This is a genomic window from Achromobacter spanius (assembly GCF_002966795.1).
GTDB classification, from domain to species: Bacteria; Pseudomonadota; Gammaproteobacteria; order Burkholderiales; family Burkholderiaceae_B; genus Achromobacter; species Achromobacter spanius_D.
The window spans coordinates 2,628,638-2,655,635 of record NZ_CP023270.1; the positions used below are offsets into that span (position 1 = coordinate 2,628,638).

21 protein-coding genes are annotated in these 26,998 nt (G+C 67.5%); 14 read left to right on the forward strand and 7 right to left on the reverse strand.

The window, feature by feature from the left end; genetic code table 11:
* The first annotated feature begins 113 nt into the window (after positions 1-113).
* Positions 114-1,562, forward strand: a complete 1,449-nt coding sequence (locus tag CLM73_RS11770; protein WP_105238582.1) for a CoA transferase — start codon at positions 114-116, stop codon at positions 1,560-1,562.
* A 54-nt stretch (positions 1,563-1,616) separates the two neighbouring features.
* On the opposite strand, the gene CLM73_RS11775 is transcribed toward CLM73_RS11770, so the two are convergent.
* From CLM73_RS11775 to CLM73_RS11785, 4 genes are all read right to left on the reverse strand, one after another.
* Positions 1,617-2,153 (reverse strand): peroxiredoxin, encoded by a 537-nt coding sequence (locus tag CLM73_RS11775; protein ID WP_105238583.1) that lies wholly within the window; start codon positions 2,151-2,153, stop codon positions 1,617-1,619.
* A 76-nt stretch (positions 2,154-2,229) separates the two neighbouring features.
* Positions 2,230-3,768 (reverse strand): YXWGXW repeat-containing protein, encoded by a 1,539-nt coding sequence (locus CLM73_RS11780; RefSeq protein WP_105238584.1) that lies wholly within the window; start codon positions 3,766-3,768, stop codon positions 2,230-2,232.
* A gap of 31 nt (positions 3,769-3,799) precedes the next feature.
* On the reverse strand, positions 3,800-3,967 hold the full coding sequence (locus tag CLM73_RS29105) for a hypothetical protein (RefSeq protein WP_199778285.1): 168 nt from the start codon (positions 3,965-3,967) through the stop codon (positions 3,800-3,802).
* Between the two features lie 270 nt (positions 3,968-4,237).
* A complete protein-coding gene (locus tag CLM73_RS11785) occupies positions 4,238-4,645 on the reverse strand; it encodes a DoxX family protein (protein WP_105238585.1) in 408 nt (135 codons plus the stop codon).
* Between the two features lie 348 nt (positions 4,646-4,993).
* Between CLM73_RS11785 and CLM73_RS11790 the strand changes: the two genes are divergently transcribed.
* The 3 genes from CLM73_RS11790 to CLM73_RS11800 are packed head-to-tail and all read left to right on the forward strand — an operon-like array spanning position 4,994 to position 11,423.
* On the forward strand, positions 4,994-6,385 hold the full coding sequence (locus CLM73_RS11790) for an SWIM zinc finger family protein (protein ID WP_105238586.1): 1,392 nt from the start codon (positions 4,994-4,996) through the stop codon (positions 6,383-6,385).
* The gene (locus tag CLM73_RS11795; protein WP_105238587.1) at positions 6,382-8,976 is read left to right on the forward strand and encodes a DUF6493 family protein; all 2,595 of its coding nucleotides are present in this window, start codon (positions 6,382-6,384) and stop codon (positions 8,974-8,976) included. The genes CLM73_RS11790 and CLM73_RS11795 overlap by 4 nt, the downstream gene beginning before the upstream one ends.
* Positions 8,977-8,984: 8 nt before the next feature.
* Positions 8,985-11,423: a DUF6493 family protein gene (locus CLM73_RS11800; protein WP_105238588.1), complete on the forward strand. Its 2,439-nt coding sequence runs from the start codon at positions 8,985-8,987 to the stop codon at positions 11,421-11,423.
* A gap of 12 nt (positions 11,424-11,435) precedes the next feature.
* Here the strand turns inward: CLM73_RS11800 and CLM73_RS11805 are convergent, their stop codons facing one another.
* Positions 11,436-12,404, reverse strand: coding sequence for a helix-turn-helix transcriptional regulator (locus CLM73_RS11805; protein WP_105238589.1), 969 nt, complete (start codon positions 12,402-12,404; stop codon positions 11,436-11,438).
* Between the two features lie 197 nt (positions 12,405-12,601).
* On the opposite strand from CLM73_RS11805, the gene CLM73_RS11810 reads away from it, so the two are divergent.
* Positions 12,602-13,855, forward strand: a complete 1,254-nt coding sequence (locus CLM73_RS11810; RefSeq protein ID WP_105238590.1) for an MFS transporter — start codon at positions 12,602-12,604, stop codon at positions 13,853-13,855.
* A 33-nt stretch (positions 13,856-13,888) separates the two neighbouring features.
* Here the strand turns inward: CLM73_RS11810 and dbpA are convergent, their stop codons facing one another.
* Complete coding sequence (gene dbpA, locus CLM73_RS11815; protein WP_105238591.1) at positions 13,889-15,277, reverse strand: ATP-dependent RNA helicase DbpA; 1,389 nt, start codon at positions 15,275-15,277, stop codon at positions 13,889-13,891.
* Positions 15,278-15,423: 146 nt separating this feature from the next.
* Between dbpA and CLM73_RS11820 the strand changes: the two genes are divergently transcribed.
* Complete coding sequence (locus CLM73_RS11820; RefSeq protein WP_105238592.1) at positions 15,424-15,942, forward strand: hypothetical protein; 519 nt, start codon at positions 15,424-15,426, stop codon at positions 15,940-15,942.
* Positions 15,943-15,951: 9 nt separating this feature from the next.
* Here CLM73_RS11820 and CLM73_RS11825 read toward each other — a convergent pair whose 3' ends face one another.
* Positions 15,952-16,710 carry an IclR family transcriptional regulator gene (locus CLM73_RS11825; protein ID WP_056570413.1) on the reverse strand — a complete coding sequence of 253 codons (759 nt, stop codon included), beginning with the start codon at positions 16,708-16,710 and terminating at the stop codon, positions 15,952-15,954.
* A gap of 161 nt (positions 16,711-16,871) precedes the next feature.
* On the opposite strand from CLM73_RS11825, the gene xsc reads away from it, so the two are divergent.
* From xsc to CLM73_RS11865, 8 genes are all read left to right on the forward strand, one after another.
* Entirely contained in the window at positions 16,872-18,683 is a 1,812-nt protein-coding gene (gene xsc / locus CLM73_RS11830) for a sulfoacetaldehyde acetyltransferase (protein ID WP_105238593.1), read from the forward strand.
* A 99-nt stretch (positions 18,684-18,782) separates the two neighbouring features.
* Positions 18,783-19,703, forward strand: a complete 921-nt coding sequence (locus tag CLM73_RS11835; RefSeq protein ID WP_105238594.1) for a bifunctional enoyl-CoA hydratase/phosphate acetyltransferase — start codon at positions 18,783-18,785, stop codon at positions 19,701-19,703.
* 124 nt (positions 19,704-19,827) lie between these two features.
* The gene (locus CLM73_RS11840) at positions 19,828-21,405 is read left to right on the forward strand and encodes an ABC transporter substrate-binding protein (protein WP_105238595.1); all 1,578 of its coding nucleotides are present in this window, start codon (positions 19,828-19,830) and stop codon (positions 21,403-21,405) included.
* Positions 21,406-21,416: 11 nt separating this feature from the next.
* The gene (locus CLM73_RS11845; protein WP_105238596.1) at positions 21,417-22,385 is read left to right on the forward strand and encodes an ABC transporter permease; all 969 of its coding nucleotides are present in this window, start codon (positions 21,417-21,419) and stop codon (positions 22,383-22,385) included.
* Positions 22,382-23,284 carry an ABC transporter permease gene (locus tag CLM73_RS11850; protein WP_056570426.1) on the forward strand — a complete coding sequence of 301 codons (903 nt, stop codon included), beginning with the start codon at positions 22,382-22,384 and terminating at the stop codon, positions 23,282-23,284. The genes CLM73_RS11845 and CLM73_RS11850 overlap by 4 nt, the downstream gene beginning before the upstream one ends.
* On the forward strand, positions 23,281-24,282 hold the full coding sequence (locus CLM73_RS11855) for an ABC transporter ATP-binding protein (RefSeq protein WP_105238597.1): 1,002 nt from the start codon (positions 23,281-23,283) through the stop codon (positions 24,280-24,282). Before CLM73_RS11850 ends, CLM73_RS11855 begins: the two co-directional genes overlap by 4 nt.
* Positions 24,279-25,301: an ABC transporter ATP-binding protein gene (locus CLM73_RS11860; RefSeq protein ID WP_105238598.1), complete on the forward strand. Its 1,023-nt coding sequence runs from the start codon at positions 24,279-24,281 to the stop codon at positions 25,299-25,301. Before CLM73_RS11855 ends, CLM73_RS11860 begins: the two co-directional genes overlap by 4 nt.
* A 40-nt stretch (positions 25,302-25,341) precedes the next feature.
* Positions 25,342-26,997: an amidohydrolase gene (locus CLM73_RS11865; protein WP_105238599.1), complete on the forward strand. Its 1,656-nt coding sequence runs from the start codon at positions 25,342-25,344 to the stop codon at positions 26,995-26,997.
* Position 26,998: the final 1 nt, after the last annotated feature.

Below are 26,998 nucleotides of genomic sequence, written 5' to 3' on the forward strand. Positions count from 1 at the left end.
CGAGACGCCAGAATTTGCCGTCAAACCATGAAACACGCTGGCGCGCGGGGCGTATTGACGCACGCGGAACCCCGCCATGTAATGCAAATAAACGACTAGAGCAGGCAAACGCTATGGGAAACCTGATGGACTTCCGACCGTCCTTTCTGAAGGGGCGCACACCCGCAGGCAAGACGTCCCGCGATGTATTGCAGAAGCTCTGGCAATCGGTCGATTTGCCGGCGGAGTCGCTGGAGCACGTGGTGCTGACGGGCGCCGATCCTGTCGTCCCATCGTCATTTGCCGTGGGTACGGCGGCGCAGACCAGCATGGCCGCCGCCGCGCTGGCCGCTGCCGAGGTCTGGCATCTGCGCGGCGGCGCTCGGCAGCAGGTCAGCGTCGACATGCTGCATGCGGCGCAGGAGTGCCGCAGTCACTTCACGATCAACGGCGTCACGCCCAATATCTGGGATCCGATTACGGGCGTCTATCGTTGCGGCGACGGCGGCTGGGTGCGCATCCATGCCAATTTCGCGCATCACCGTGACGGTGCGTTGGCGTTGCTGGGCTGCCCGACGGGCGACGGCGCGACGCGCGAGGCCGTGGAACGCGCGCTGAGCCGCTGGAAGGCGCTGGATTTTGAACAGGTCGCGGCCGATGCCGGCATGGTGGTGTCCGCCATGCGCTCTTTCGAGGAATGGGACCGCCACCCGCAAGGGCAGGCCGTCGCGGCGCAGCCGCTCCTGACCATCGAACGCATTGGCGAGGCCGATCCGCGCCCGCTGCCCAAGTACGCGCAGATTGCGCGTCCGCTGCAGGACATCCGTGTGCTCGACCTGACGCGCATCATCGCCGGACCGGTGTGCGGCCGCGCGTTGGCTGCCTATGGCGCCGACGTGATGCTGGTCAACAGCCCCCAGCTGCCCAATATCGACAACATCATCGACACCAGCCGCGGCAAGCTGTCGGTGCTCGCCGACCTGGACACGGCCGATGGCCGCATCGCGCTGGGCAATTTGCTGCGTAGCGCGCACATTTTTGTGCAGGGTTACCGTCCGGGCGGGATGTCCGCGCTTGGATTCGGTCCGCTGGACGCGGCGCGCATCCGTCCCGGCATCGTCTACGTGTCCTTGAATGCCTATGGCACGACGGGTCCGTGGGCCAACCGGCGCGGTTTTGATTCCCTGGTGCAGACGGCTACCGGCTTCAACCACGCGGAAGCGCTGGCGGCTGGGCAGGCGGCGCCCAAGGCGTTGCCCATGCAGATCCTGGATCATGCCTCGGGTTACTTGATGGCGTTCGGCGCGCAGGTCGCGCTGGCGCGCCAGGCGACCGAAGGCGGCAGCTGGCACGTGCGCGTGTCGCTTGCCCAGATGGCGCACTGGCTGCGTGGCCTGGGCCGGGTCGATGGCGGGTTGGACTGTGCGATGCCCGGATTTGACGGTCTGATGGAAACGTCGCCGTCGGGCTTTGGCGAACTGGTTGCCGTACGGCATGCGGCGCGCTTCTCGGAGACGCCGGCGCGGTGGATCCGGCCGTCCAGCCCCCCGGGTACGCATCCGACGGTCTGGCCGTTCAATTAAGGCGGGCAGATTAAGGTGGGCAGTTGGCGCGCGCGGTGAGCGCGTGCCATTGCCTTATTGCTTTGCCTTCCAGGCCCGCAGCGCCCGCATCGTGTTCGTGACGTGCGATTCGGGACTCATGTCCGTGAATTCATACAGGATCTTGCCTTCGGGCGAGATCACATACGACACGCGCTGCGCGTATTCCGGCCGTCTGTCGTGCACGGCGTCATATGCCTTCATCACTTTGCCGTCGCTGTCCGCCGCGACGGCAAATTTGTTGCGGCATTCGCTGACCGAGAACTTCTTGAGCGTGTCGATGTTGTCGGTGGATACGCCGATGATGGTGGCGCCCAGTGATTTGTATTCGTCGGTGGCTTCCGCAAAGTTGTGGGCTTCGATGGTGCAGCCCTGCGTGAAGGCCGCCGGGAAGAAATACAGCACCACGGGGCCTTGCTTGAGCGCTTCGTTCAGTTTGAACGTGTATTCGTTGCCGCCCAGCGAAGCGGGCACGCTGAAGTCCGGTGCGGGCGCGCCGACGGGCAGCGCGGCATGCGCCGCCGTGCCGGCCAGCAGGCCGCATACCAGGAACCAGGGGGCAAGGCGCTTCATGGGAGTCTCCAGTTGGAACCGCGAAAAAGCCGCGGCAAGTTGCCTACTGTAGCGGCGCGGCGGGCGAGGGTCCAGTTCATCCGCCATCAGGACCGCCGCGGCCATTGCCGCGGGATTGGTCGCGCTGTTGCTGCTGTTGCTGCTGGCGCTGCTGTTGCTGATCGCGCTGCTGCTGTTGGCGCGCCTGCTGCGCCTGCTGGTCTCGTTGCTGTTGCTGGCGGGATTGCTGCTGTTGTTGCTGTTGCTGCCGTTGTTGCTGCTGCTGTTGCCGGGCCTGCTGGTCGCGCTGCTGTTGATGGCGTTGCTGTGTCTGCTGCTGGTCACGCTGCCGTTGCTGATGCGCCTGCTGTTCGTGCTCTTGACGGTCCTGCGCCATTTGCCGCGCGCGGTCATCGCGTTCGCGTTGCTGGCGTGCCTGTTGATCCTGCTGCCGCCGCTCGCGAAGGTCCTGCTGGTTCTGCTGGTCGCGCTGCAATTGCTGGCGTGCCTGTTGGTCGCGCATCTGCTGTTGGCGAAGCTGCTGCTGCGTCTGCGCGTCGTTCTGCTGGCGGTTGCGGTTCTGCTGCTCACGGGCTTGCTGCTCGCGAGCTTGCTGCTGGCGCTGCTGGTCGTTTCTGAGCTGATCGCGCGCCTGCTGGTCACGGACCTGCTGCTGGCGATCCTGCGCCAGGCGGTCCTGCGGCAGGCGGTCCTGCGGCAGGCGGTTTTGCGGCGGGCTGTTGCCCTGCACGCGGCCATCCCGGCCCGGTCTGCCGTTGTCGGCATGATCCAGATATGCCTGCGGCGGCCATCCCTTGTTGTGTTCGTAGAACTGCGCACGGTTGCCGCCCGCGTCGCGCACGTAGCCGCGCTGCACGTCCGTGGGTCCGGAGTGGCGGTCGTGGCGCGCGGCCAGTTCGCGCGGGTCAGCGTTGCGGCGCACGCCTTGCGGGCCACCGTGATAGCTGACACGGCGGTTGTCCACGTTGTTGACGACAATGTCGCGGTGGTAGACGTTGGTCACGCGCGTCACGTTCACGTTCGTCACGGACCGGTTGTAGTAGAAGCGGTCGCGCTTCCAGTAGCCGCCGACGTACCCCAGGCCCGTATAGCCGAAGCCATAGTTGATCCCGCCGTAAAAGCCCACGTGCGGTCCCCAGTAGCCCGCGTTCCAGAGATACACGCCGTTGGAAAAGCCCCAATAGCCGGGCGTCCAGAGCGCGCCCTGATACGGCGCCAGCACCCAGGCGCCAGGCACCCAGAAAAAGCCGTAACGGTTGCGGCTCCAGTAGCCCGGCACCCACAGATAGCCATCGGAGGGCGCTGGTGGCTGCACGTACACCGGCAGGGGCGGCGGCGGTTCCGGACTGCGGTCCACCAGCGCCAGGTTCGCATTGGCAGGGTCGCCCTCGTCGTAGGCCGGCTGATAGGCGGACGAAACCGGCGCCTGCTGCGTGGAATAGACGTTCGGGGCCGACGGAACCGGCGCCTGCTGCGTGGAGTAGACGTTCGGGGCGGACGGCGCCGGTACCTGCTGCGTGGAATAGACGTTCTGCGCGGCAGCGGCCGCGCTGGCCGCCAAAAGGGCTGCGGTGGCCAAGGGGCGCAATCGGGCGATCTGGAAGGAAGGGCTCATGAGAATGTCCTCTGCGCAGCAGGTCCGCGGTTCAATAGCCGCGATAGTAATAATGCGGGGCGGGATACGCCGGGTAGTAGTAATAATGCGGCGTGTAATAGACCGGCGCGGGCCGGTAATAGGCTGGCCGCGCCGGCACGACCACGCAACCGCTCAGGGCGCTCGCCATCGCCATCAACAACAACACATGCTTTTTCATCTTGCGGCTCCCGCCGGGCGCAAGGCGCGAGATGCGCCTTTCCTGCGCTCATGGGAATTAGGCCACGGCGGCAGGGGCGAGTTCGGGACTGTAATGGTTCCGAAACAGCTTTCGCGTGACCAGTGATTGCGGGTGCGTGACGGTCGATGTCGTTCGTATCAATGTCCGCAAAAGCGCGGGATTTGCGTCGCAAAAAGAAAGGGGACCGCGTGGTGCGGTCCCCTGTGGCCTTGATCGCCCGCGGCGATGCGCGGCGGGCGGGACGGGCGGTCAGTTCCAGCGGCCGCCGTTGCCGGCCAGGCTGAAACGGCCGGCGCCCATGAAGGCGATTGCCAGGCCGGTGAAGAGGAACATGCCTTGCAGTTCCAGCGCCCAGCCGCCGTTGTTGGTCATGCCGCCGATCTGGCCGGCGTGCGCCAGCAGGATGGCAACCACCATGTTGATCGCGATGATCAGGCCGCCCAGACGGGTGTAGACGCCGATGATCAGCAGGACGGGGGCAATGATTTCGCCCACGTAGACGCCGTAGGCCAGGAACCCGGGCAAGCCGTGGGAGGACAGCATGCCGCTGATGCCGCCGACGCCGCCGCCGGTCAGTTTGGCCAGGCCGTGGAGCAGAATCAGAATACCGAGGGTCAGGCGCAGGATCAGCTTGCCGGTGTCATCGGACTTGATCATGGTGAGTTTCTCTTTTGATGGTTAAGGGGGACGGTGCGCGAGTTGGAACGCACCGCTTGCCTTTGGTTCCATGCACGCCGCGCATTCGAACAAAGGAGCATACCGGCGTGCAAGCGGCGCCATTATGGCAAAGCCCGTGCAAAATCCACAAGCTTTGCGCGCCGTCGGTTGCCGGGCGCCTGCCCACGCCAGTTAAGATGTGTCCCCAATGAACATGCAGCTGAAAGTCTCATTGGCGCACACTCCCCACGGCAGGCGTGCGCCCCAGCCAGATCGCCCGTCTTCGTCCATGCCTTTGACGGTAAAGGACCCGTGCCGCGTCCTGCCCCGGTCCAGGAGCGACGAAGCATGACCGAGCTGGCTTACGCCTATCTTGCCCCTTCCGAAATCGCCCAGCGGCAGGGCCAGGCCGACCTGAATCTGGCCACCAGCGGCGGTCTTGCGCCGTCGGGCGCGGTGGCGCATCCCTTCTTCTTTTCCGGATTCGTCGCGCATCCCGCCGTGGTGGCGCAAGCGCTGCTGATGCTGGCGCGGGTGGCGCGCACGCGCTTCTACGTGCCGCCCAACACGCTGGCGGCGGTGCTGCGGGCGGCGGATCCGGTAGTGACGTCCACGGCCGAGGGCCTGCGCTTCGAGTCCTTCAGCGTGTGCTGCGGCGTGTATGCGCGGCTGGACGTGGACGCGACGGCGCTGGACGCCACGCACCTGGCACCGGGCGTCACCAACGTGGACGTGAATCCTCCGTTGCGCCAGGCGCTGGCGGGGCTGCGTCCGTCGGAGCCCCTGCACCTGAACGTGGGCAACGAGGCGTTGCGCGTGACGACGCAGGCGGGGGAGGTCGTCGAAGAGAAAGTGCCGCTGCCCGCGCGCTGGCTCAAGGGCTTTGCCGAGACGCAGATGCTGTCGTCGGACATGGCTTGCCGCCATGTCTTGACGGGGGCGGCCTTGCGCCAGTTCATGCAGGCGTTGCCCCGGTCATCGGCGACCAAAACCGTGATGTGGGCGACCCAGGCCGCCCGCTCGCTGCGGCTGGCCACGCAGGCGACGCCCGGCGCGGTATGCGTGGCCGGGCCGGAACGGCTGCGCGTCCTGGAACCCTTGCTGCGGCATGCCACCGCGCTGCGCGCGTACGGCGCGGATGCGGTGACGGGGGCGCTGCCGCAAGCCAGCGCCTGGGTGCTGGAGCTGCCCGGCGCACGGGTCACGCTGGGCCTCAGCCCGGAGAAAGCGCGTGGTTTCTCGGGCGAGGGGGCGGTGCTGCACCGCGTCGCGGGCGGGGATGCCAATGAGGATGCGGCGTTCGTATCGACGCTGCTGACTTTTGAGCCGCGCATCGACATTGCGCGGCTGGCCGAGCGGGCCCTGTTGCCGGAATCGCAGATCCTGTCCGCGCTGAGCGTGCTGGCGTCTTCGGGACAGGTGGGGTTCGATCTGGCGGCCGGCGCGTATTTCCACCGGCCGCTGCCGGTGCAGGCGGGTCTGCTCGATACGCTGCACCCGCGGCTTGCCGACGCACGCAAGCTGGTGGCCGGTGGTGGTGTCCGGCATGAAGGCGAGGGGCAATTCTCAGTCCAATCGGCGCAGCAGCGCTACCGGATTACGCTGGGCGCCGAACCCGTCCTGGATCGCTGCACCTGCCCCTGGCACGCCAAGTATCAAGGCACGCGCGGGCCGTGCAAGCACACGCTGGCGGTACGCATGTTTCTTGACCCACTCAATGCAACTGGAGCCGACGCATGACCCTGAGCCTGACCGAACGCCGTGCGGCGCTGCGCGGGGCCGCCGGCGGCGACGCGGCGGATGTTGCGTCTTTTGCACGCGCGCTGGATGGCGCGAACGAGGAAGACCGCGCCGCGCTGGCCAAGGTCTTGCCGCCGTCCCGCCTGTTCAGCGCGGAGGGCCCCACGCCGCGGGCGTGCTTTGTATTGGCGGCGCTCGGCAAGCCCAAGCTCGTGGCGGATACGCTGGCGCCGGCGGACATGGTGCGCAAGCGCGAATATGCCACGCGACATGGCGAGATAGCGGCGGCTGTCGTGGACGCGGCAGCGGGACGGGACGCGCCGTGGCGCGCCGCGTTCGTCGAATTGCTGGCGGAGCAGCGCTGGTGGGCCGAGCATCTGGCATGGCCGGTGTGCCACGCGCTGGTACGGTTGGACGGCGATGCGCCGTTATCCGCGGCCTATCTGCGCTGTTTCGTGCAACAGGTCAGCGCCATCGGCGGCGACGGCCAGCTGGACGCGGACCACGGCAGGCTCATGGCCGCCTATCTGCAGGCCCACCCCGATCAGATCGAGCGCGAGTTCTGGGCCCTGTTCCGGGTCGAGGGCATGGGCGCCGATTATTTACTCATGGAGCGCACCGGGCCCGCCTGGGACGCCGCCGTCCTCACGCTTTGCCAAGACAATCCGGCGTTCCGCGACCAACTGCTCGCCGAGTCGCTGGAGGCGCTGCTGCGCGATTTTCCAGCGAAGACCATTGCCTGGTATTTGCGCATGCATCGCCTGGCCGATCCGGCCGCGCATGAGGTCGCGGCCCGCCAGCATACGTATTTCGCCGTGCTCGGCACGGCGCCCAGCACGGCGGTCGGCCTGGCCCTGGACATGCTCAGGCGCGCCGCCGGACAGCTGGACGTGGACGCGATGATCGAGGCCGGGTCCGCGGTCCTGACCCGTTCGGAGAAGAAGCTCGTCAAGGCCCTGCTCGGGCTGTTTGCCGCGCTGAAGACCGATGCGGGCCAGCAGGATCGCATGTCGGAGATGGTGGGCGAAGCGCTGGAAGGCATGGCGTTGGACCTCGCGCCGCTGGCGCGCAAGCTGGTGACGCCATCCAGCGAGACGCAACCGGCCGAGGCCAGCGGTCATGCGAACGGTCAGACGAGCGGCCAAGCGCGCGCCAAGGTTGACGGTGAACGTGCATCGCAGGCGATCGCGATGCCCGGGCCGCGCCGTAAGCCGCTGCCGGATCTCCCCGATCAAGCGCCCGGCATCGGCGGCGACGATGCATTGCACGCGCTGATCGCCGCGCAGTTCGAGGGCACGGGGCACGGCGCCGACTTGCCGCGCATCGTCGATTACCTGGCCAGTCGTCCGCACCAGCCGCTGCCCGAGGCGTTGCAACACCGCGCTGCCGAGATCATCGATTCGGTGTGGGAGGAACGCGCCGCGTCGCCGCGACGCCTGCTGGCCGCCGCGCTGCTGGGCAGGGAAGACGTCAGTTTTCGAGGCTACGCCCGTTATGTCGTGGCCATCGCGGGCAAGCCGGATCCCGTCGGCGTGGCCTTGCAGGAACAAATCGTTTCCAGCAGCCGCTACGACGCGGAAACCGGCGACTGGAAGTCCGATGAAACCTGGACCTCCCGCTGGGGCTATCAATACCTGCCCACGCATTCGCCGCTGGCCTTGCTGGCCGGCGTCTTTCACGATCTGCGGTCGAGCCGGGCGCAGGGGAAGTCGTTCAGTCCGCCAACGGTCGTTCCCGCGCAGCGTTTCGTGTGGGAGCGCGTGCTTGCCGAGCCGGGCGATGGCACGTTTTCGCGCGACCTGGCCGTGTTGGGCGATGGCGCCAAGCCGTTCTGGATGGCGGGGGACGCCGCGGCCTGCGCGTCGCCGGCCCTCGATGTTGCCGACGTGCCCGCCGAATTCACGTTCCGCGCCCAGGAGGCGCGCGAGCAGGATGGTTACGACCAGGTCGTGCAATGGACAGCCTGGCTGCTGCAATCCAACCCCGACACGCTGGCCGCGCATTTCCATCCGATGCTGTGCGCGGCGGTGCAGGTCATCAACGTGCGCGGCGTGGGGCCGCTGCTGACGGCGCTGGGCGCGTCCCGGTTGCCGCCCGGCGAGCCCGTGTACTCGGCTTTGGCGCTGGCCGCCTCGGGCAAGATGGCCGAGCAGCGCGCACAGGCGGCGGAGGCGATTGCGCGGCTGGCCGACGCCGGCCTGCTGGATCCCGCGCCGTTCGCCGCGCAGATTGCGGCGCACCTGGCGCAGGGCTTCGCCTTGGCCGGACGGCTCGCACAGACGTTGGCCGATGCGGCATCCATCAGCGCGCTCGCTGGCTGCCGGGCGCTGCAGACGCTGGAAGCGCTGCTGCCGCAGTTGCTCGACGCGGAAGGCAAGCCGCTGGCCCAGGCCGGCAAGCTCATCGAACTGGCCGCGCGACTGTCCGACGACTACGGTATGCCCATCGCCTTGCCCGCCACGCTGGCGGCGCGGCGCAAGGGCGCATCCGTGCTGGCGGTAACCCTGCGCAGCCTGGAAGCCGTCACACCGCGCGTGACACCTCTGGCCACAACCGCCGCTGCCGCCGCGCAGCGGGCTCTCGAGGAATGACCGTTCGCATGACCCCCTACAAAAACCTCTGGGACTACTACCGCGATACGGCGCGGCTGATCGAGGAGGGCGCGACGTTGCGCTCGCTGTACGACGCTATGCTGGGCGTGCAGTCGGAAGATATGCGCGCGGTGCAGGCCTCGCCCAAGCGGCTGCGCGAGATGGCGCAGGGCTGGTCCCAGCGCCCGAATTTCTTGCCGATCCGCCTGAACGAGGTGTTCAACGGGCTGCAGGTCGACCAAACGGATGACTACGTGCTGGCGATGGTCGGCGGACTGGGCGGGCGGCAGGAACAGGAAGTGCGTCTGTTCATGCTGCGCCACGACCACGCGCTGCGCGATGGGGCGTTCTGGCGGATCTTCGAGGTGGAAGGCGGCGGCGAGATCTCGCTGGCGAACATCGACAAATTCTCGCGCGAGGAATTGAACTGGCACAACACGGTTGTGCTGCTGGCCAACGAAGGCACGCTGGACCGTCGCCGCGTGCTGCGCAGCTGCCTGGAGGCGCTGAACCGGGATTTCTCCGCCTATCGCGCCGGCTGGTTCTCGCGGGTGTACGCCACGCTGGCCCCCGCGCCCGACGAGGCGGCGGCAGACCAGCCACTACTGCGCCAGAGTCTGGGCTCCTCGATCACGGCCACCGTCGCGCTGGCCGTAAAGCAGTTTGAAGCGCTGCACAAGCATGGCCTGCTCGACGCCGCGCCGTTTGTGGACGCCTGCGGCGGCGCGTTCTCGGGCTCGAAGGCGGCGGCGCTATCGGTGTTGCGCATCCTGGAAGCGCTCGGTGCACAGGCGCGTGCGGAATCTGAATCCGTGGCGCAGGCGCTGGCCTTGGGCCTCGCGCATCCGCATGCCGACGTGCAGCGGGCGGCGGTGAAGGCATTGGCGAAGTTGGGCCGGATGGACCTGGCGCAACAGCAACGCGACGCGCTGGCGCCGGCGGTGGCGGTCCTGGTGCCGGATGGGGCCGCTGAGGATGCTGATGCCGCCGGGGCCAACGGCGCGGCCGATGCCCTGCCCACAAGTGGGACCGGCCTCGCGCAAAGCGCCAATGGTCATCTGCAGTCAAGCACGTCTTCCGGCCTGCCGCTCCCCGTACCGCTGCGCCCGTGGACCGACGCTGACGCCCTGGAACGCTATGCGGCGCTGCTGGAATCGCCCGCCGACGTGCTGGAGTTCGAACTGGCGCTGGCGTGGCTGGCGACGTCCGGGCAGGTGGCTGCCACCGTCGCGCCCCTGGCCAAGCGAGCGCGCCAACTGGCCGAGCGCGACGCCCAGCACTACGCGGCGGCGCTGCTGCTGGCGGCGCACGATCCCGAGAGTCCCTTCCTGCCGCAAAAGTATTGGCAGAAGACCACGAGCCAGGTCGTCAACGGCGAGTGGGTGTATGAAAACGTGGGCGAACCCCAGCCGCTGCCGACCGCTGAACAATCCTCCCTGCTGCCCAGCTTCATCACCCGCCTGCGCGAAGTGGCCGGGATCGTGCAAGGCAAGGCGCCGCGCCGGCCGCTGCTGGCCACGCCTACCGACACGCAGGGCTGGATCGACGCCGATGTCCTGCTGGCCCGTTTCGAGGCCGGCAGGGTTAGCGGCGCGCCGCTGCCGGTGGATCTTGTTCAGGCCTTGCTGCGCGTGCATCCCGAGCACCGGGCGCGGGTGGTCCAGGCTACCGGCGGCGCATGGCCGCAAATCACCGACACGGTGCGGATCGCGTGGCACAGCCGCGGATCCAGCACCTTGAAGGCCGATGGCTCGCCGCAGTGGGTGTGGTGGAGTCCGGTGGTCCATGCCGAGCCCGCCGAGGCGCCCACGGCCTCGCAGCCGGCGCTGATTCCCTCGGGCCCGCCGCAGCACCAAGAGGGCGTCGATGCCCACGCGCTGGTCTGCGCCGAACTCGGCCTGGCCAATCCGGCATCGACCCTGCCGCTGGCCGCGGCCAGCATGGAGATCATGAACGTGGCGGCGGGCGACGAGGCCGAGCATCGCGCGCCCGCCGTCCTGCGCGCTCTTGCGCAGCATCCGGGCGCGTGGCAGCCGGAAACGGTTCAGTTGCTGGCGCTGGGCATGGCGTCCAAGCAGGCCGAGGTGCGCGCACAAGCGGTGGAAGTTTTTGCGGCGGCGATTCCCCAGCGCATGGACGCAACGGTAGCTGCGCAAGCCTACGCCGCGTGCGCGCCGGCTATCGTGCTGACGCGCTGGGCCGCGTCCTTCGCCGACGCGGCGACGCTGGCGCCCGCCGCCGTCATCGCCGTGCTGGGCGGCCTGCTGCCGCGCCTGGATCCCAAGACGCGCGGGATCGGATCGCTGCTCACGGTGCTGCTGGATGAGTCACTGCGCCATGCGCAGCCGGTTGCGGACGCGGCACTGCGCGGCTGGCTGGCGGGCTTTACCGGCGCGTCCGCCGCCGCCAAGGCCGCCAAGGCGCTGCTGGCGCTGAAGACGTCATAGCGCGCGTCAGTGTCAGCCGGGGCGCCGCCTTCCGGGCGCTTGCTCGGCGCGCGCCACGGATGTTGGCGTCCGGCCGTAATAGCGTTCGAACGCCGCGCTGAAGCTGGACGCGTGCTGGAAGCCCACCCGGTAGCCTGCGGTGGATGCCGGCACGCCTGATTCCAGAAGCTCGCGGGCCTTCTGCATGCGGATGGCGGTCAACAACCGATACGGGCTGGTGCCGAACAATTCACGAAAACCTTGCTTGAGCTTGAACTCGTTGGTGCCCACGGCTGCGCACAGGTAGGCGATGCTGAGCGGGCGATCGAACTGTTCCAGCATCAGGTCCCGGGCGCGCAGGATCCTGTCCTGGTCGTTCGAACGCAGCTTTCCGGCCGCCGGGGGATGTTCGGTGAACGGAGGGGTGAACGGGCGGACCTGTTCAGACAGCAGCCCGAGCGCGGCCACGTAGGTGTCGAGCAGATTGCCGTTCTGCCGGTGCAGATGAATCAGCGATTCGGCCAGCCGTTGAATCGCCGCACTGTGTCTGCCCTGAAACAGCGGGTGCGCCCGGACGCCGCCCGCATCGTCCAGCAGGCCGGACAGGCCGTAGCGGTGCAGTAGCGGCGCATCGGCAATCAGGCGCAATTGCCGAATGGACCGGTTCGCCGGAAAGCGGCGTTCGCCACGCTGGCTGCCGTAGGCAGCGATGGTGCTGTGCCCGGCCACAAAGTCGATTCGCTGGCCATCCGCGCCCAGATTGCTGGATTCTCCCTCAAGCGCAATCGCCACGATCAGGCCGGGCGGGCGTTCGTCCCTGCGCGCCTCCAACAGATCGTGCGCGGGGCGATAGTCGGTATAGGCCAATGTCAGGCCCTCGTCGAACCGCAGGAAGTCGGTGTGGCATACCCCCAGGTCTGCCGGCAGCCGGTAGCGTTGCCACGGCGATTGTCCGATGCGGGCCGGCGCGGAAATGTCCGCCGCCGTGAGGCGGTAATTCATGGGAAATCCTTCACGCCTTGAGGGGCGGCGGGGCGTTGGCGACGGAATGCCTAAGCAAGAATCCGGATCGCCAAAGCATCAATGATTTGCATTCGTATCGGGATTCTATATTGGTTGCCGGTGACCGCAGGCCCGCGCCGTGAGGCGTTTCGCGGGATGGAAGGCGCCATTCGATTGAAGCATTCAGGAGTGCACGCATGAAGCAGGTTGAACTTTCGCCGCAACCCGATGGGGCCGCGGCCCGCCGTCCCATTTCAGCGGGCACCGTCCGCGCGTCGCGCGAGGCGTCGCTCGGGTTGCTGTGGATCGGCTTCGTGCTGATCGCACTGAACCAGCGTCTGCTGTTCGCCGCGATCGGGCCGCTGCTGAAAAACCTTGAACTCGGCTTCACGTCGACCTTGCTGGTGACGACGTTGCCGGTGGCGTTGCTGGGCCTGTTCTCGATTCCCGGCGTGAAGCTGCGGCAATGGTTGGGCGAAGAGCGTGCGCTGTTGCTTGCGCTGGCGTTGTTGATCGTGGGGTGCGGTGCGCGCGCGTTCGGGGAGCAGGCGCTGATTCTGGGCACCGTTCTGGGCAGCGCGGGCATCGCGGTGATGAACGTCATCATGCCGGCGCTGGCCAAAAAGCGATTTGGCCCGGCGCGGATGGGCATGGTGATGGGCGTCTACGCGCTGATGCTCGGGGCGGGCGCCGTGTTGGGCGCAAGCGCTTCGTTCCCGTTGTTCCAGTGGCTGGGCGCGGACACGGCGTCGGCGTATCGATCGCTGGGGCTGTGGGCCATTCCCGCCGTGCTGGCCTTGATGTTCTGGCTGCCGCAATGGCGGCAGAGGCATGACCCGGCGGGCGGGCCAGGGCTGGCGGCAGGCCATGCGGTAGCGCCGGTCAACGTGTATCGCAACCGCACCGCCTGGTCGATCACGTTGTTCTTCGGACTGCAGGTGATGAACCTGTTCGTCTTCCTGCCGTGGATGCCCACGATGCTGCAAGACCGGGGCGCGACGCTCGCCCGCGCGGCGCAGGTTTTTTCGGTGTCGCAGGTCAGCCTGATGGTCGCCAGTTTTGTGATTCCGTTGCTGGCTTCCCGCACGGGGGATCAGCGCCGCTACATCGCCCTGACGATTCTGCTGTGTCTGGCAGGCGTTGTGGGACTGATGGTTGCTCCGCCATCATCGGCGATCGGGTGGGCGCTGCTGTTGGGCTTTGGCCAAGGGGGCGGCGTGGCGCTGGCTTCGTTCCTGTTCGTCGCCAAAGCGGGCAGCGCCGATGCCGCGACGCGCATCTCGGCCATGGCGCAGACGGTCGGCTACCTGATTGCCGTCACCGGGCCGCTTGCGATCGGCTATCTCTACCAGCGCACCGGGGATTGGAGCGTGCCCACGGTGCTGCTCGTGGGGGCGCTGTTGGTGGAGCTGGTGGTGTGCGTGCCGGGCGGAAAGAACGTCAAGGTGTAAGCCCGCCTTCAATCCGCCTCGGCAGCAAGGCGCTCAAAACTCTTCGAGGAAGCGCATGCGAAAGCGCCGTCCCTTGATGTTGCTGTTGGAGATGCGCGAGAACGCCTGCTTGGCGATCTGCCGGTCCAGGGCCACGTACGAGTTGAACTCGGTAATGTTGATCTTTCCGACCTGCTCGAACGTCAAACCGCCGTCGCCGGTCAGTGCACCCAGCAGGTCGCCGGGACGCAGCTTGTCCTTCTTGCCGCCCTGGATGTTCAGCGTGACCATGGGCGCGCGCAGCGGGCGATCGGCCTTGGGGCGCAGCGATTTGAGGTCAGCCCATTTGAGCGGCGCGCCCTGGTATTGCTCGATCAGGTTGGCCCAGCGCATTTCCTCGGGCGAACACAGGCTGAGCGCCAACCCCTTCTGGTCGCCACGGCCGCTGCGGCCGATGCGGTGCACGTGGACCTCGGTGTCCTTGGTCACGTCCACGTTGATCACCGCGCCCAGGTTCTGGATGTCCAGACCGCGCGCGGCCACGTCGGTGGCGACCAGCACGGCGCAGCTCTGGTTGGCGAACTGGATCAGGATTTCGTCGCGTTCGCGTTGTTCCAGGTCGCCATTGAGCGCCTGCGCGCTGATGCCTTCGGCCTGCAGGCGTTCCACCAGGTCATGGCTGCGGATCTTGGTGTTGCAGAAGACCAGCGTGGAAACCGGCCGGAAATGCGCCAGCAGCTTTGCCACCGCATCCAGGCGTTCACCTTCGTTGATCTCGTAGAAAATCTGCTCGATGCGGCTGGCGTCGTGCTGCGCCTCGACCTTGACCTCGGCGGGATTGCGCAGGAACCGTGCGCTGAGCTTGCGGATGTTGTCGGGGTAGGTGGCCGAGAACAACAGCGTCTGGCGCTTGGTGGGACAGTGCGAGGCAATGGCGACGATGTCGTCGTAAAAGCCCATGTCCACCATGCGGTCTGCCTCGTCCAGCACCAGCGTGTTCAGGCCCGACAGGTCCAGGCTGGCGCGCGCCAGATGGTCCTGGATGCGGCCGGGCGTGCCCACCACCAGATGCGTGCCGCGCGCCAGCGACTCGGCCTGCGGCCGGGCCGCGGCGCCGCCGCACAGCGTCAGAATCTTCACGTTGGGAATCAGGCGCGCCAGCCGGCGCAGCTCTTGCGCAACCTGGTCGGCCAGTTCGCGCGTGGGGCAGACCACCAGCCCTTGCGGCGCCAGGCGGTTCACGTCCAGATTCTGCAGCACGCCCAGTCCGAATGCGGCGGTCTTGCCGCTGCCGGTCTTGGCCTGGGCGATCACGTCGCGCCGTTCAAGGATAAGCGGCAGGGCCTGCGCCTGGATGGGCGTCATCTGTTCGAAACCCAGGGTTTTCAGGTTTTCGAGCAGGGGCGGCAGGAGGGGGAGGGAGGAGAAGGCGGTGTCGGTCACGGAGGGGCGGATCCCGCAAGGGATCGGAAAAAGGCTGAGTTGCGCGTTAGTGTAAAGCCTGAGTCGGTATGATCTGCCGACGGGCATGGCCGGCTGCGGGGCGGGCCTGTCCCGATAATCAACGGCAACCGATGTCAGGGTGGATCATGTTCGACAAGTTGAAGGCGCTACGAGAAGGCGCGGCCGTCAAGGCAAAGGCGCTTACCAGCCGCACGGCCGGGGCGCTCGAAAGTTCAAAAGCCCACTTGGGCGACGCCGCCGCGAGCGCCCGGGCCAAGGGCCTTGAGCTGGCGGGCGCCACGGCGGAAAGAGGCAGGGAACTGGCCGGCGCCACGGCCGAAAAGGGCCGCGAACTGGCCGGCGCCACCGCGGAAAAGGGCAGCGCGCTGGTCGAACAGAATTGGCAGACCATCGAGCGCGTGACGGTCGATGGGCTGCTGAGCGTCTCGGCCGAAAAGCTCAAGGACGACGCGATGGTCAAGGACGTGCTGGAGCGCGCTTACGAGGCGCTGCCCACCGTCATCAGGCTTGTCCTGCCTCGGGAACGCTACCTGGAAATCGTCATTCAGAAAAAACAGCCGCTGCTCGCCAAGATCGAGGGCGCGCGAAACCGTCGGCAGGAGCGGGCCGAGGCCGGCGCCGCGCGCAAAGACCAGGACGGCTGACCGCCCGGGCTACGCGGACGCCTCATACGTCCCCGCCAACGCCCGCGCCGCCTCCTGCATGCGCGGCAGCCACGCCCGGGCGCCGTCGATCGACAGCCTTGCCACCGGCGCATGCAGCGCCACCGCCGCGATCGCCCGCGAGCCATGCAGGATGGGCACCGCCATGCAGACGATGCCCAGCAGGAATTCCTCGCGGTCGAAGCTGGCGCCTTCCTTCTTGATGACCCGCAGCTCCTCTTCCAGCGACGCCACGTCGCACAGCGTGTTCGGCGTATAGCGCGGCAGTTGCGCCGCGGCCAGCATGCGCTGGCGGGTTTCGCGGCGCATGTAGGCCAGAAACAGCTTGCCGCTGGCCGAACAGTGCAGCGGCACGCGCGATCCGGATTGCAGGTTGACGCGCAGCGGCCAGGCGGTTTCCACGCGATCCAGGTAGATGACCTCGTCGCCGTCGAGCATGGTGCAGTTGCAGGTCTCGCCGATCTCGTCGACCAGGCTGTCCAGGATGCGATGGCGCTCGCCGCGCAGCGGCGAATTGAGCAGCGTGTCGCGGGCCAGCGCGCCCAGGCGTGGGCCGCTGACATAGCTTTTGCCGGCCGGTTCGCGCAGCAGCATGCCGGCATCGACAAGGCGCGACAGGATCCGAAGCACGGAAGGTTTGGGCAGGCCGGTGGCGTCGGTCAGCTCGGCCAGCGAGACGGGCTGGGCCGAACGTGCCACTTGTTCCAGCAAGGTCAGCGCGCGCAGGGCGGCGGAGGATTCGTCTTTCATCTTTCAATAATTGAGATTTCAGCGAACGGCCGACCATCCTCGCACAGAAATTGCAGAAAATGGAATGCCCGGGGGTGGGAAGCCGCGGGTTTCTGGCGCAGTATCGGATCACACCGGCCAATCAGCAATCGGACAAGCGCCGGCACGCCAGGAGAGAGACCATGAGCAGCAAGCAACACATGACCCCCAGCGAAGCGTTTGTCGAAACGCTGGTCGCGCAGGGCGTCAAGGATGTTTTCGGCATCGTCGGTTCGGCCTTCATGGATGCGCTGGACCTGTTTCCCGCGGCCGGCATCCGCTTTGTGCCGACGGTGCACGAACAGGGCGCGGCGCACATGGCCGACGGCTATTCCCGCGTGACCGGCCGGCACGGCGTGTGCATTGCACAAAACGGCCCCGGCATCACCAACTTCGTGACCGGCGTGGCGGCCGCCTACTGGGCACACAGCCCGGTCGTGGCGATCACGCCCGAGACCGGCACGGCGGGCATGGGGCTGGGCGGCTTCCAGGAAACCGAACAGCTTCCGATCTTTTCGCGCATCACCAAATACCAGGCGCACGTGAACCGGCCGGACCGCATGGCGGAATTCACCGCCAAGGCGTTCGACAATGCGATGGCCGAGCGCGGCCCCGCGCAGCTGAACATTCCGCGCGACTATTTCTATGGCGAGATCGACGTGGCCATCCCGGAGCCGCGCCGCATCCGTCGCGGCCCCGGGTCGGAAGAGGACCTGGAAGCGGCGGCGCGCATGCTGGCTGAGGCCAAGTTCCCGGTCATTGTGGCGGGCGGCGGCGTGCTGTTCTCGGACGGTCAGGCCGAATGCGTGGCGCTGGCCGAGCTGCTGGGCGCGCCGGTGGTCACCAGCTATCTGCATAACGACGCCTTTCCGGCCAGCCATCCGCTGTGGTGCGGCCCGCTGGGCTACCAGGGCGCCAAGGCGGGGATGAAGCTGCTGTCCCAGGCGGACGTGGTGCTGGCGCTGGGCACGCGGCTGGGACCTTTCGGCACCTTGCCGCAGCACGGCCTGGAATACTGGCCGCAGAACGCGCGCATCATCCAGGTCGACGCCGACCACCGCATGCTGGGCCTGGTGCGGCCGGTGTCGGTGGGCATCTGCGGCGACGCCAAGCCGGCTGCCGCCGCGTTGACGGCCAGACTGCAGGCACGCGACGTCGCCTGCACCCGCACCAAGGAAGGACGCGCCAGCGAGATCGCCGCGCAGAAGGCCGAGTGGGAACAGGAACTGGACAGCTGGTCGCACGAGCGCGACGACTGGAGCCTGGACATCATCGAGCAGGGCGGCGGCCGCATGCACCCGCGCCGCATGCTGCGCGAGCTGGAACGCGCCATGCCCAAGCACGTGATGGTGTCCACCGACATCGGCAACATCTGCTCGGTGTCCAACAGCTATCTGCGCTTTGACGAGCCCAATTCCATGCTCGCGGCCATGAGCTTCGGCAATTGCGGCTATGCGCTGCCCGCGCTGATCGGCGCCAAACTGGGTCGGCCCGACCGCCCGGCGGTGGCCTACGTGGGCGACGGCGCCTGGTGCATGAGCTTCCAGGAATTGCTGACCTGCGTGCGCGAGCAGATCCCGGTGACCGCGGTGGTGTTTCACAACGGCCAGTGGGGCGCCGAGAAAAAGAACCAGGTGGACTTTTATGGCCGCCGCTTCGTCGGCAGCAACCTGCTCAATCCGAATTTCTCGGAGCTGGCGCGGGCCATGGGCGCCGAAGGCATCCGCGTGGAACATGCGGATCAGGTCGGCGCCGCGCTGCAGGCCGCGTGCCAGGCGCAGCTGGAAGGCAAGACCACCGTGCTGGAAATGATGGTCAGCCAGGAGCTGGGCGATCCGTTCCGCCGCGACGCGCTCAAGCAGCCGGTGCGCTTCCTGGACAAGTACCGCAAGTACGTGAACCAGCCGTTCCAGGCCGGCGAGGTGCCGCTGCCGATCGAGCCGGTCGGACGCTGACCGGCGCGCGCGGCGCGGGCCGGGGCGTGTGTTGACGCCCTGGTCCGCGCCGGTCATTCACCCGGCCGCCGCACGCGCGGCCGCGGCAGGAGCGAAGACATGGCTTTCGACCGTTTGTTCGAGCCGCTGCGCGTTGCCGCGCTGGCGGCGGGGCGGCTGCGCACCGCGGTGGCGTATCCGCTCTGTCCCGTCAGCGTGCGCGCCGCCGCGCAGGCCAGCGAGGCCGGCTACATCGAGCCGGTGCTGGTCGGGCCGGCAGCGCGCATAGCCGCGCTGATGGCGCAGGAGGGCATGCGTGCGGGTTCCATGGAAATCGTCGACGCGCCGGACGACGAACTGCTGACCGCGCGCGCCGCCGCGGCGCTGGCGCGCGATGGGGCCGTCAGCATGCTGATGAAGGGCAGCCTGCACACCGACCACTTCATGTCCGCCGTGGTGACGCGTGAATCGGGCCTGCGCACCAATCGGCGCATCAGCCACGCCTTCGTGATGGCGGTGGCGGCCTACCCGAAGCTGCTGATCCTGACGGATGCGGCCGTCAACATCGCGCCGTCGCTACAGGAAAAGGCGGACATCGCGCAGAACGCGATCGACCTGGCGCGCGCGCTGGGCGTGGAGCGGCCGAAGGTGGCCGTGCTGTGCGCCACCGAATCGGTGAACCCGGCGATGCCGGCCACGCTGGATGCCGCGGCGCTGTCCAAGATGGCGGACCGAGGGCAGATCCGCGGCGGCGACATCGACGGGCCGCTGGCGTTCGATAACGCGATCTCGCGCGAGGCCGCGGACCAGAAGGGCATCGTATCGCGCGTGGCGGGCGATGCGGACATCCTGCTGGTGCCGGACATCGAGGCCGGCAACATGCTCTACAAGGAACTCACGTGGCTGGCGGGCGCCGGCGCGGCGGGCCTGGTGCTGGGCACGCGCGTGCCGGTGCTGCTGACCAGCCGGTCCGATTCCATGGAGGCGCGCGTCAACAGTTGCGCCGTCGCGGCGCTGTATGCGCACGCGCTGGGCGGCTGACCGCGGGCCAGCCTGGCACCACCAAGTCCAGCGGTTTGGTACTAAGCGCGCATCCGAGGGATGACTACGCTAGACCGCAAGCCATCCTTGAATGGTTCACGCGACAACATCAAAGGGGTAGCACATGCGCAGCGCAAGACTAGGCCTGGCCACGATTCTGTCGGTGTTTGCAATGGCGGGGGGCGCCGTCGCGGCGGATGCGCCCAAGGCCGGCGGCACGCTCGTCATCGGCTCCACGCAGGTGCCGCGGCATCTGAACGGCGCGGTGCAATCGGGCACCGCCACCGCGCTGCCCAGTGCGCAGCTCTTTGCCAGTCCGCTGCGCTACGACGCGGACTGGAATCCGCAGCCTTATCTGGCCGAGTCGTGGGAACTGGCGCCGGACGGCAAGTCGCTGACGCTGCATCTGCGCGGCGACGCGATCTTTCATGACGGCAAGCCCGTGACGTCCGAGGACGTGGCGTTCTCGATCATGGCGGTCAAGCAGAATCATCCGTTTCAGACCATGTTTGCACCCGTCGAAAGCGTCGAAACGCCCGACGCCCGCACCGCCGTGCTGCGCATGAGCAAGCCGCATCCGGCCATTCTGCTGGCGCTGTCGCCGGCGCTGATGCCCGTGCTGCCCAAGCACATCTACGGCGACGGGCAGGACTTGAAGACGCATCCGCGCAACTCCGCGAACGTGGTCGGCTCCGGGCCGTTCATCTTCAAGGAGTTCAAGCCGGGCCAGGAGATCGTGCTGGAGCGCTTCGACAAATTCTTCATCAAGGGCAAGCCGCTGCTGGACCGCGTGGTGGTCAAGATCAATCCCGATGCGACCAATCTGCTGATCGGACTGGAGCGCGGCGACATCGGGGCGCTGCCGTTCATGACCGAGCCGACGATCCTGCGCCGCGCCAAGGACAATCCGTCCATCGTCATGACCAACAAGGGTTATGAAGGTATCGGCGCGCTGAGCTGGCTGGCGTTCAATACGACGCGCAAGCCGCTGGACGACGTGCGGGTGCGTCAGGCCATCGCCTACGCGACCGACAAGGGTTTCATCACCAAGGCGCTGAACGCGGGCTTTGCCGCGCCGGCGCATGGTCCCATCGTGGGCACCAGCCCCTTCGCCAGCGACGACGTGAAGAAGTACCCGCTGGATCTGAAGCAGGCTGAAAAGCTGCTGGACGAGGCCGGCTTCAAGAAGGACGGCAAGGGCGAGCGCATGACGCTGACGGTGGATTACATGCCGGGCAGCGACGTGCAGGGCAAGAACGTGGCGGAATACCTGCGCAGCCAGTTGAAGAAGGTAGGCATCAACGTGCAGGTGCGCGCGTCGCCCGACTTTCCGACCTGGGCCAAGCGCATCGCCGGCAAGGACTTCGACATGACCACCGACATCGTCTTCAACTGGGGCGATCCGGTCATCGGCGTGCACCGCACGTATATGTCGTCCAACATCCGCGACATCATCTGGACCAACACGCAGTCCTACAAGAATCCGAAGGTCGATGCGCTGCTGGAACAGGCGGGCACCGAGACCGACGCGGACAAGCGCCGCGCCTTGTATGCGGAGTTTCAGCGGCTGGTGACGGAGGATGTCCCCATCGACTTCCTGACCGTCATTCCGTATCACACGCTGTCGTCCAAGAAGGTGCAGGGTCTGCCGTCCGGCATTTGGGGCCTGTTGTCGCCGCTGGATGAAACCTCCGTGCAGTAGCGGGAGCCGTCATGCTGCGATACCTCTCGCGCCGCCTGCTCTACGCCGCGATCCTGCTGCTGGCCGTGGTGACGCTGAATTTCCTGCTGATTCATATCTCGCCGGGCGATCCCGTGGAAACCATCGCGGGGTCCATGGGCGGCATCAGTGAAGACCTGCGGGCCCAGCTTCGCGTGCAGTACGGGCTGGACAAACCGTTCCTCACGCAGCTCGGCATCTATCTGGGGCAGGTCGTGCGCGGCGACCTGGGCTACTCGTACTTTTTCAACGTGCCGGTCGCTCAGCTGATCTGGGATCGTGTACCCGCCACGCTGCTGCTGGTGGTGACGTCGGTGACCGTCGCGTTCCTGGTCGGCACGCTGCTGGGCACGCTGGCCGCCAAGAAGCCCAACGGACTGCTGTCGCAAGGCATCACGCTGCTGTCGGTCGTGGGCTATTCGGCGCCGGTGTTCTGGACCGGCATCATCCTCATCATCCTGTTTGCTTCGGTGTGGCCGATCTTTCCGGTGTCGGACATGCGGTCGGCGGGCGGTCCGCAGGACGGCTGGGCGGGAGCGCTGGACGTGCTGCACCATCTGGTGCTGCCGGCGTTCACGCTGGCGTTCGTGTACCTGGCGCAGTACAGCCGGCTGGCGCGGGCCAGCGTCATGGACGCCTTGCAGGCCGACTACATCCGCACCGCGCGGGCCAAGGGGCTGCCGGAGAACACCGTGCTGTACAAGCACGCACTGCGCAACGGTGTGCTGCCAGTGGTGACCATGCTGGGCCTGCAGTTCGGCAACGTGCTGGCCGGGGCGATTCTGGTGGAGACGGTCTTCAACTGGCCCGGATTGGGGCGTCTGGCGTTCGACTCCGTGCTTCGGCGCGATTATCCGACCTTGCTCGGGATCCTGCTCTTTGCCTCGTTGCTGGTCGTGGTGATGAACCAGCTCACCGATCTGGCGTATCGCCTGATCGATCCTCGGATCAAGACATCATGAGACCCGCACCGATTGCATTACCCGGCGCGGCTGGCGCAGACGCCCGGCCCAAGCCGCCGCCCCGGCCCACCTATGAGGCGCTGCGCGTGTTCGCGCGCAACCCCAGCGCGCTGGCCGGCGTGCTGCTGCTCGCGACGATTCTGGCGATCACGATCTTCGGGCCAATGCTGATGCAGGCCGACCCGTTCGAGATTGCCGCGGCCCCCATGGAGCCGCCCGGCGGCGAGCTGCTGCTGGGATCCGACTACCTGGGCCGCGACGTGCTGACCGGCATGATCTACGGCGGCCGCGCGACGTTGCTGGTGGGCGTGGTGGCGGCGGTCCTGTCCATGGCCATCGGCATCACGGTTGGCGCGCTGGCGGGCTATTACGGCGGCTGGGTCGACGAAACCCTGATGCGCATCACCGAGTTTTTTCAGGTGCTGCCCACGTTGCTCTTTGCGATGGTGCTGGTGACGCTGTTCAGCCCGTCGCTCGCGACCATCGCGGTCGCCATCGGCGTGGTGAGTTGGACGGGCACGGCGCGCCTGGCCCGGGGGGAGTTTCTGCGGCTCAAGCGGCGCGAGTATGTGCTGGCCGAACGCGTGATCGGCGCCGGGGACGCGCGCATCATCTGGCGCGTCATCCTGCCGAACGCGCTGGCGCCGCTGATCGTATCGGCCACGCTGGCCATCGGCACGGCCATCCTGTTCGAGGCGGGGCTGTCGTTTCTGGGCCTGGGCGATCCCAATGTGATGAGCTGGGGCTTGATGATCGGCAGCAATCGCCCCTACATCCTGACCGCGTGGTGGGCGGTGACGCTGCCGGGCGCGGCCATCTTCCTGACGGTGCTGGCCGTCAGCCTGATTGGCGACGGGCTGAACGACGCCCTGAATCCGACATCGCGGGGCCGGGCATGAACGCCGCCGACATGGCCCCCGTGCTGGAAGTGGACGGCTTGAGCCTGGCGTTCCGCACGCGTGGCCGCGAGGCCGAAGTGCTGAGCGACGTGAGCTTCGACCTGCGTCCCGGCGAAACGCTGTGCCTGGTGGGCGAATCGGGCTGCGGCAAGAGCATGACGGCGCTGGCCATCATGCGGCTGATTCCGCCGCTGGCGCGCGTGGGCGCCGGTCATGTGCGCCTGCGCGGCGCCGACCTTGCCATGCACGACGACGAGGCGATGCGCCGGGTGCGCGGCAATAACATTTCGATGATCTTCCAGGAGCCGATGACGGCGCTCAACCCGGTCTACACGGTGGGCGACCAGATCGGCGAGCCGCTGCGGCTGCATCAGGGGCTGTCCAAGCGCGAGGCGCGCGAGCGGGCCATCGAGATGCTCAAGTCCGTGGGCATTCCGCTGCCGGAGCGCCGCGTGGACGATTATCCGCATCAACTGTCTGGCGGCATGCGGCAGCGGGTGATGATCGCGATTGCGCTGGCCTGCGACCCGGACGTGCTCATTGCGGACGAGCCCACGACGGCGCTGGACGTGACGGTGCAGGCGCAGATCTTCGACCTGTTGCGCGAGCAGCAGGCGCGCCGGGGCACGGCCGTGCTGCTGATCACGCACGACATGGGCGCGGTGTCCGAGATGGCGGACCGCGTGGTGGTGATGTACGGCGGGCGGGTGGTGGAGCAGGGCAGCGTCGGCCAGATCCTGGCGCAGCCGCGCCATCCGTACACGCAGGGCCTGATCGCCTGCTTGCCCGAACTGGACCGCGAACCGGATGACGAGCGGCCCGACCTGCCGGAGATTCCGGGCGTGGTGCCGTCCGTGTGGGAGCGTGGCGTCGGCTGCCCGTTCGTTGACCGCTGCAACCGCGCCATGGCGCGCTGCAGCCGCGAGTTTCCGCCCATGACCGTGCTGGACGGCGGGCAGGGCGTGTCCTGTTGGCTTTACCCGGAGGCATCGCAATGACCCAGGCGCATTCGTCATCCCTGTTGTCGGTGCGCGACCTGTCGGTGCATTTTCCGGTGGGCGGGCGCGGGCGCGATGGCAAGCCGGTGGTGGTGCGGGCGGTGGACGGCGTGTCGTTCGAGCTTGAGCGCGGCCGCACCCTGGCCATCGTGGGCGAGTCAGGCTCGGGCAAGACCACCACGGCGCTGTCGGTGCTGCGGCTGGCGGACCCCACCGGCGGCAGCATCCATTTCGACGGCAGCGATCTGACCGCCATGCGCGGCGCGGCGCTGCGCCGGATGCGGCGGCGCCTGCAACTGGTCTTCCAGGATCCGTATTCGTCGCTCAATCCGCGACAACGCGCCGAGGAAATCGTGCGCACGCCGCTGGACCTGATGGGCATCGATCCGCCCGGCGGCCGCGAGGCGCGCGTGGCGCTGATGTTCGAGCTGGTGGGGCTGCGGCCCGAACAGCGGCAACTGTTTCCGCATCAGTTCTCCGGCGGGCAGCGCCAGCGGCTGAACATTGCGCGGGCGCTGGCCAGCGCGCCGGACCTGATCGTCTGCGATGAACCCGTGTCGGCGCTGGACATCGCCATTCGGGCGCAGATCCTGAACCTGCTGCGGCGCATCCAGCGCGAACAGGGGCAGTCGTTTCTTTTCATCTCGCACGACATGGCGGTGGTGGAGCACGTGTGCGACGACATCGCCGTGATGTACCTGGGCAAGATCATCGAGCGGGCGTCGCGGCGCGCGTTCTTCTCGCGGCCGTTGCATCCGTACAGCGTGGCGCTGATGTCTGCCGTGCCGACGGTCAAGGGCGGCCGCGAAACGGCGGCGCGCCGGGTCAAGCTGACCGGCGATCCGCCCAGCCCGGTCAACCCGCCGCCCGGCTGCCGCTTCGCGGGGCGATGTCCGGCCGCGCAGACGCTGTGTTCCACCCGTGAGCCCGAATTGCGCGAGGTGGCGCCGGCGCATCACGTGGCCTGCCATTTTGTCGAGACGCGCGATGGCGTGACGGTGTCGCCGTTGCAGGGCTGATCCGCGCGTACCGAATTCACCGACTGACAAGGAATCCCCGATGACCCAGCCTTCCGGCCAGACGACGCTTTATGTCGCCCGATCCATCCTGACCATGAACCCCGCGCAGCCGCGCGCCACGCACGTTGCCGTGCGCGATGGCCGCATTCTTGGCGTGGGCAGCCGGGAGGATCTGGCCGGCTGGGGGCCGGCGCAGGTCGACGACCGTTTCGCCGATAGCGTGCTGATGCCGGGCCTGGTCGAAGGCCATTGCCATCTGCCCGAGGGCGGCATGTGGAAGTTCGTCTACGTGGGCTTTTATGACCGGCGCGGACCGGATGGCAAACTCTGGTCCGGCCTGAAAAGCTTTGCGGAAGTGGCGGCGCGGCTGCGCGACGCGGAGGGCGCGCTGGCGCAAGGCGAGACGCTGATCGGCTGGGGCTTCGATCCCATCTTCTTCGGCGGCGAACGCATGAGCATCCATGATCTGGACGAAGTGTCGGCGCAACGGCCCATCGTGGTCATGCACGCCAGCATGCACCTCATGAACGTCAACTCGCCCATGCTGGCGCGTGCGGGCATCGACCGAGACACCGATATCGAGGGCGTGACCCGCTTGGCGGATGGCAACCCCAGCGGCGAGCTGTGCGAGTTTGCGGCCATGTTCCCGGTCATGCGGCTGATCGGCAGCCCGTTCCGCACGGTCGGCCTGACTGAAGATGGCCTGCGGATGTTCGGCAAGGTGGCGCAGTGGGCGGGCGTGACCACCGCGACGGACCTGGTCAACGAGTTGAATGATGAAGGTCTGGCGACGCTGGCGCGTGTGACGGGCGAGGCGGATTACCCGGTGCGCATCGTGCCCGCGGCCTCGGCGCTGACCTACGCGGGCAACGCGGCGGGCTGCCTGGAAAAGCTGGCGGCGGCGCGGCGGCTGAATCACGACAAGCTGCATCTGGGCATGGTGAAGCTGGTGGTGGATGGATCCATCCAGGGCTTCACGGCGCGCGTGCGCTGGCCGGGTTACTTCAACGGCGCGCCCAACGGCATCTGGGTCATCGCGCCGTCCGAATTGGACGCGATGGTGCAGACCTATCACGACGCCGGCGCGCAGCTTCACATCCATACCAACGGCGACGAGGCCACGCAGCTTGCGATTGAAGCCGTGGACCGCGCGTTGCAGCGCACGCCGCGGCGCGACCATCGCCACACATTGCAGCATTGCCAGATGGCCGACGCGGCGCAGTTCCGCCGGATGGCGAGCCTGGGCATGTGCGTGAACCTCTTTGCCAATCACATCTACTACTGGGGCGACGCGCACTATGCGCTGACGATGGGGCCGGACCGCGCCAACCGCATGGACGCCTGCGCGTCGGCGGCGCGCGCCGGCGTGCCGTTCGCCATCCATTCCGACGCGCCCATCACGCCGCTCGGACCGCTGTTCACGGCGTGGTGCGCCGTGAACCGGCAGACGGCCTCGGGCCGCGTGCTGGGCGAGTCCGAGCGCATCGGCGTCGACGCCGCGTTGCACGCGATCACGCTGGGCGCCGCGTACACGCTGCACATGGACCATCTGGTGGGCTCTATCGAGGTCGGCAAGTACGCGGACTTCTGCGTGCTGGCGGACGATCCGTCCGAGGCCGCGCCGGAATCCTTGAAGGACCTGAAGGTGCTGGGCACGGTCATCGGCGGGCGTCCGCTGCCGTTGCAGGAGGCATGAC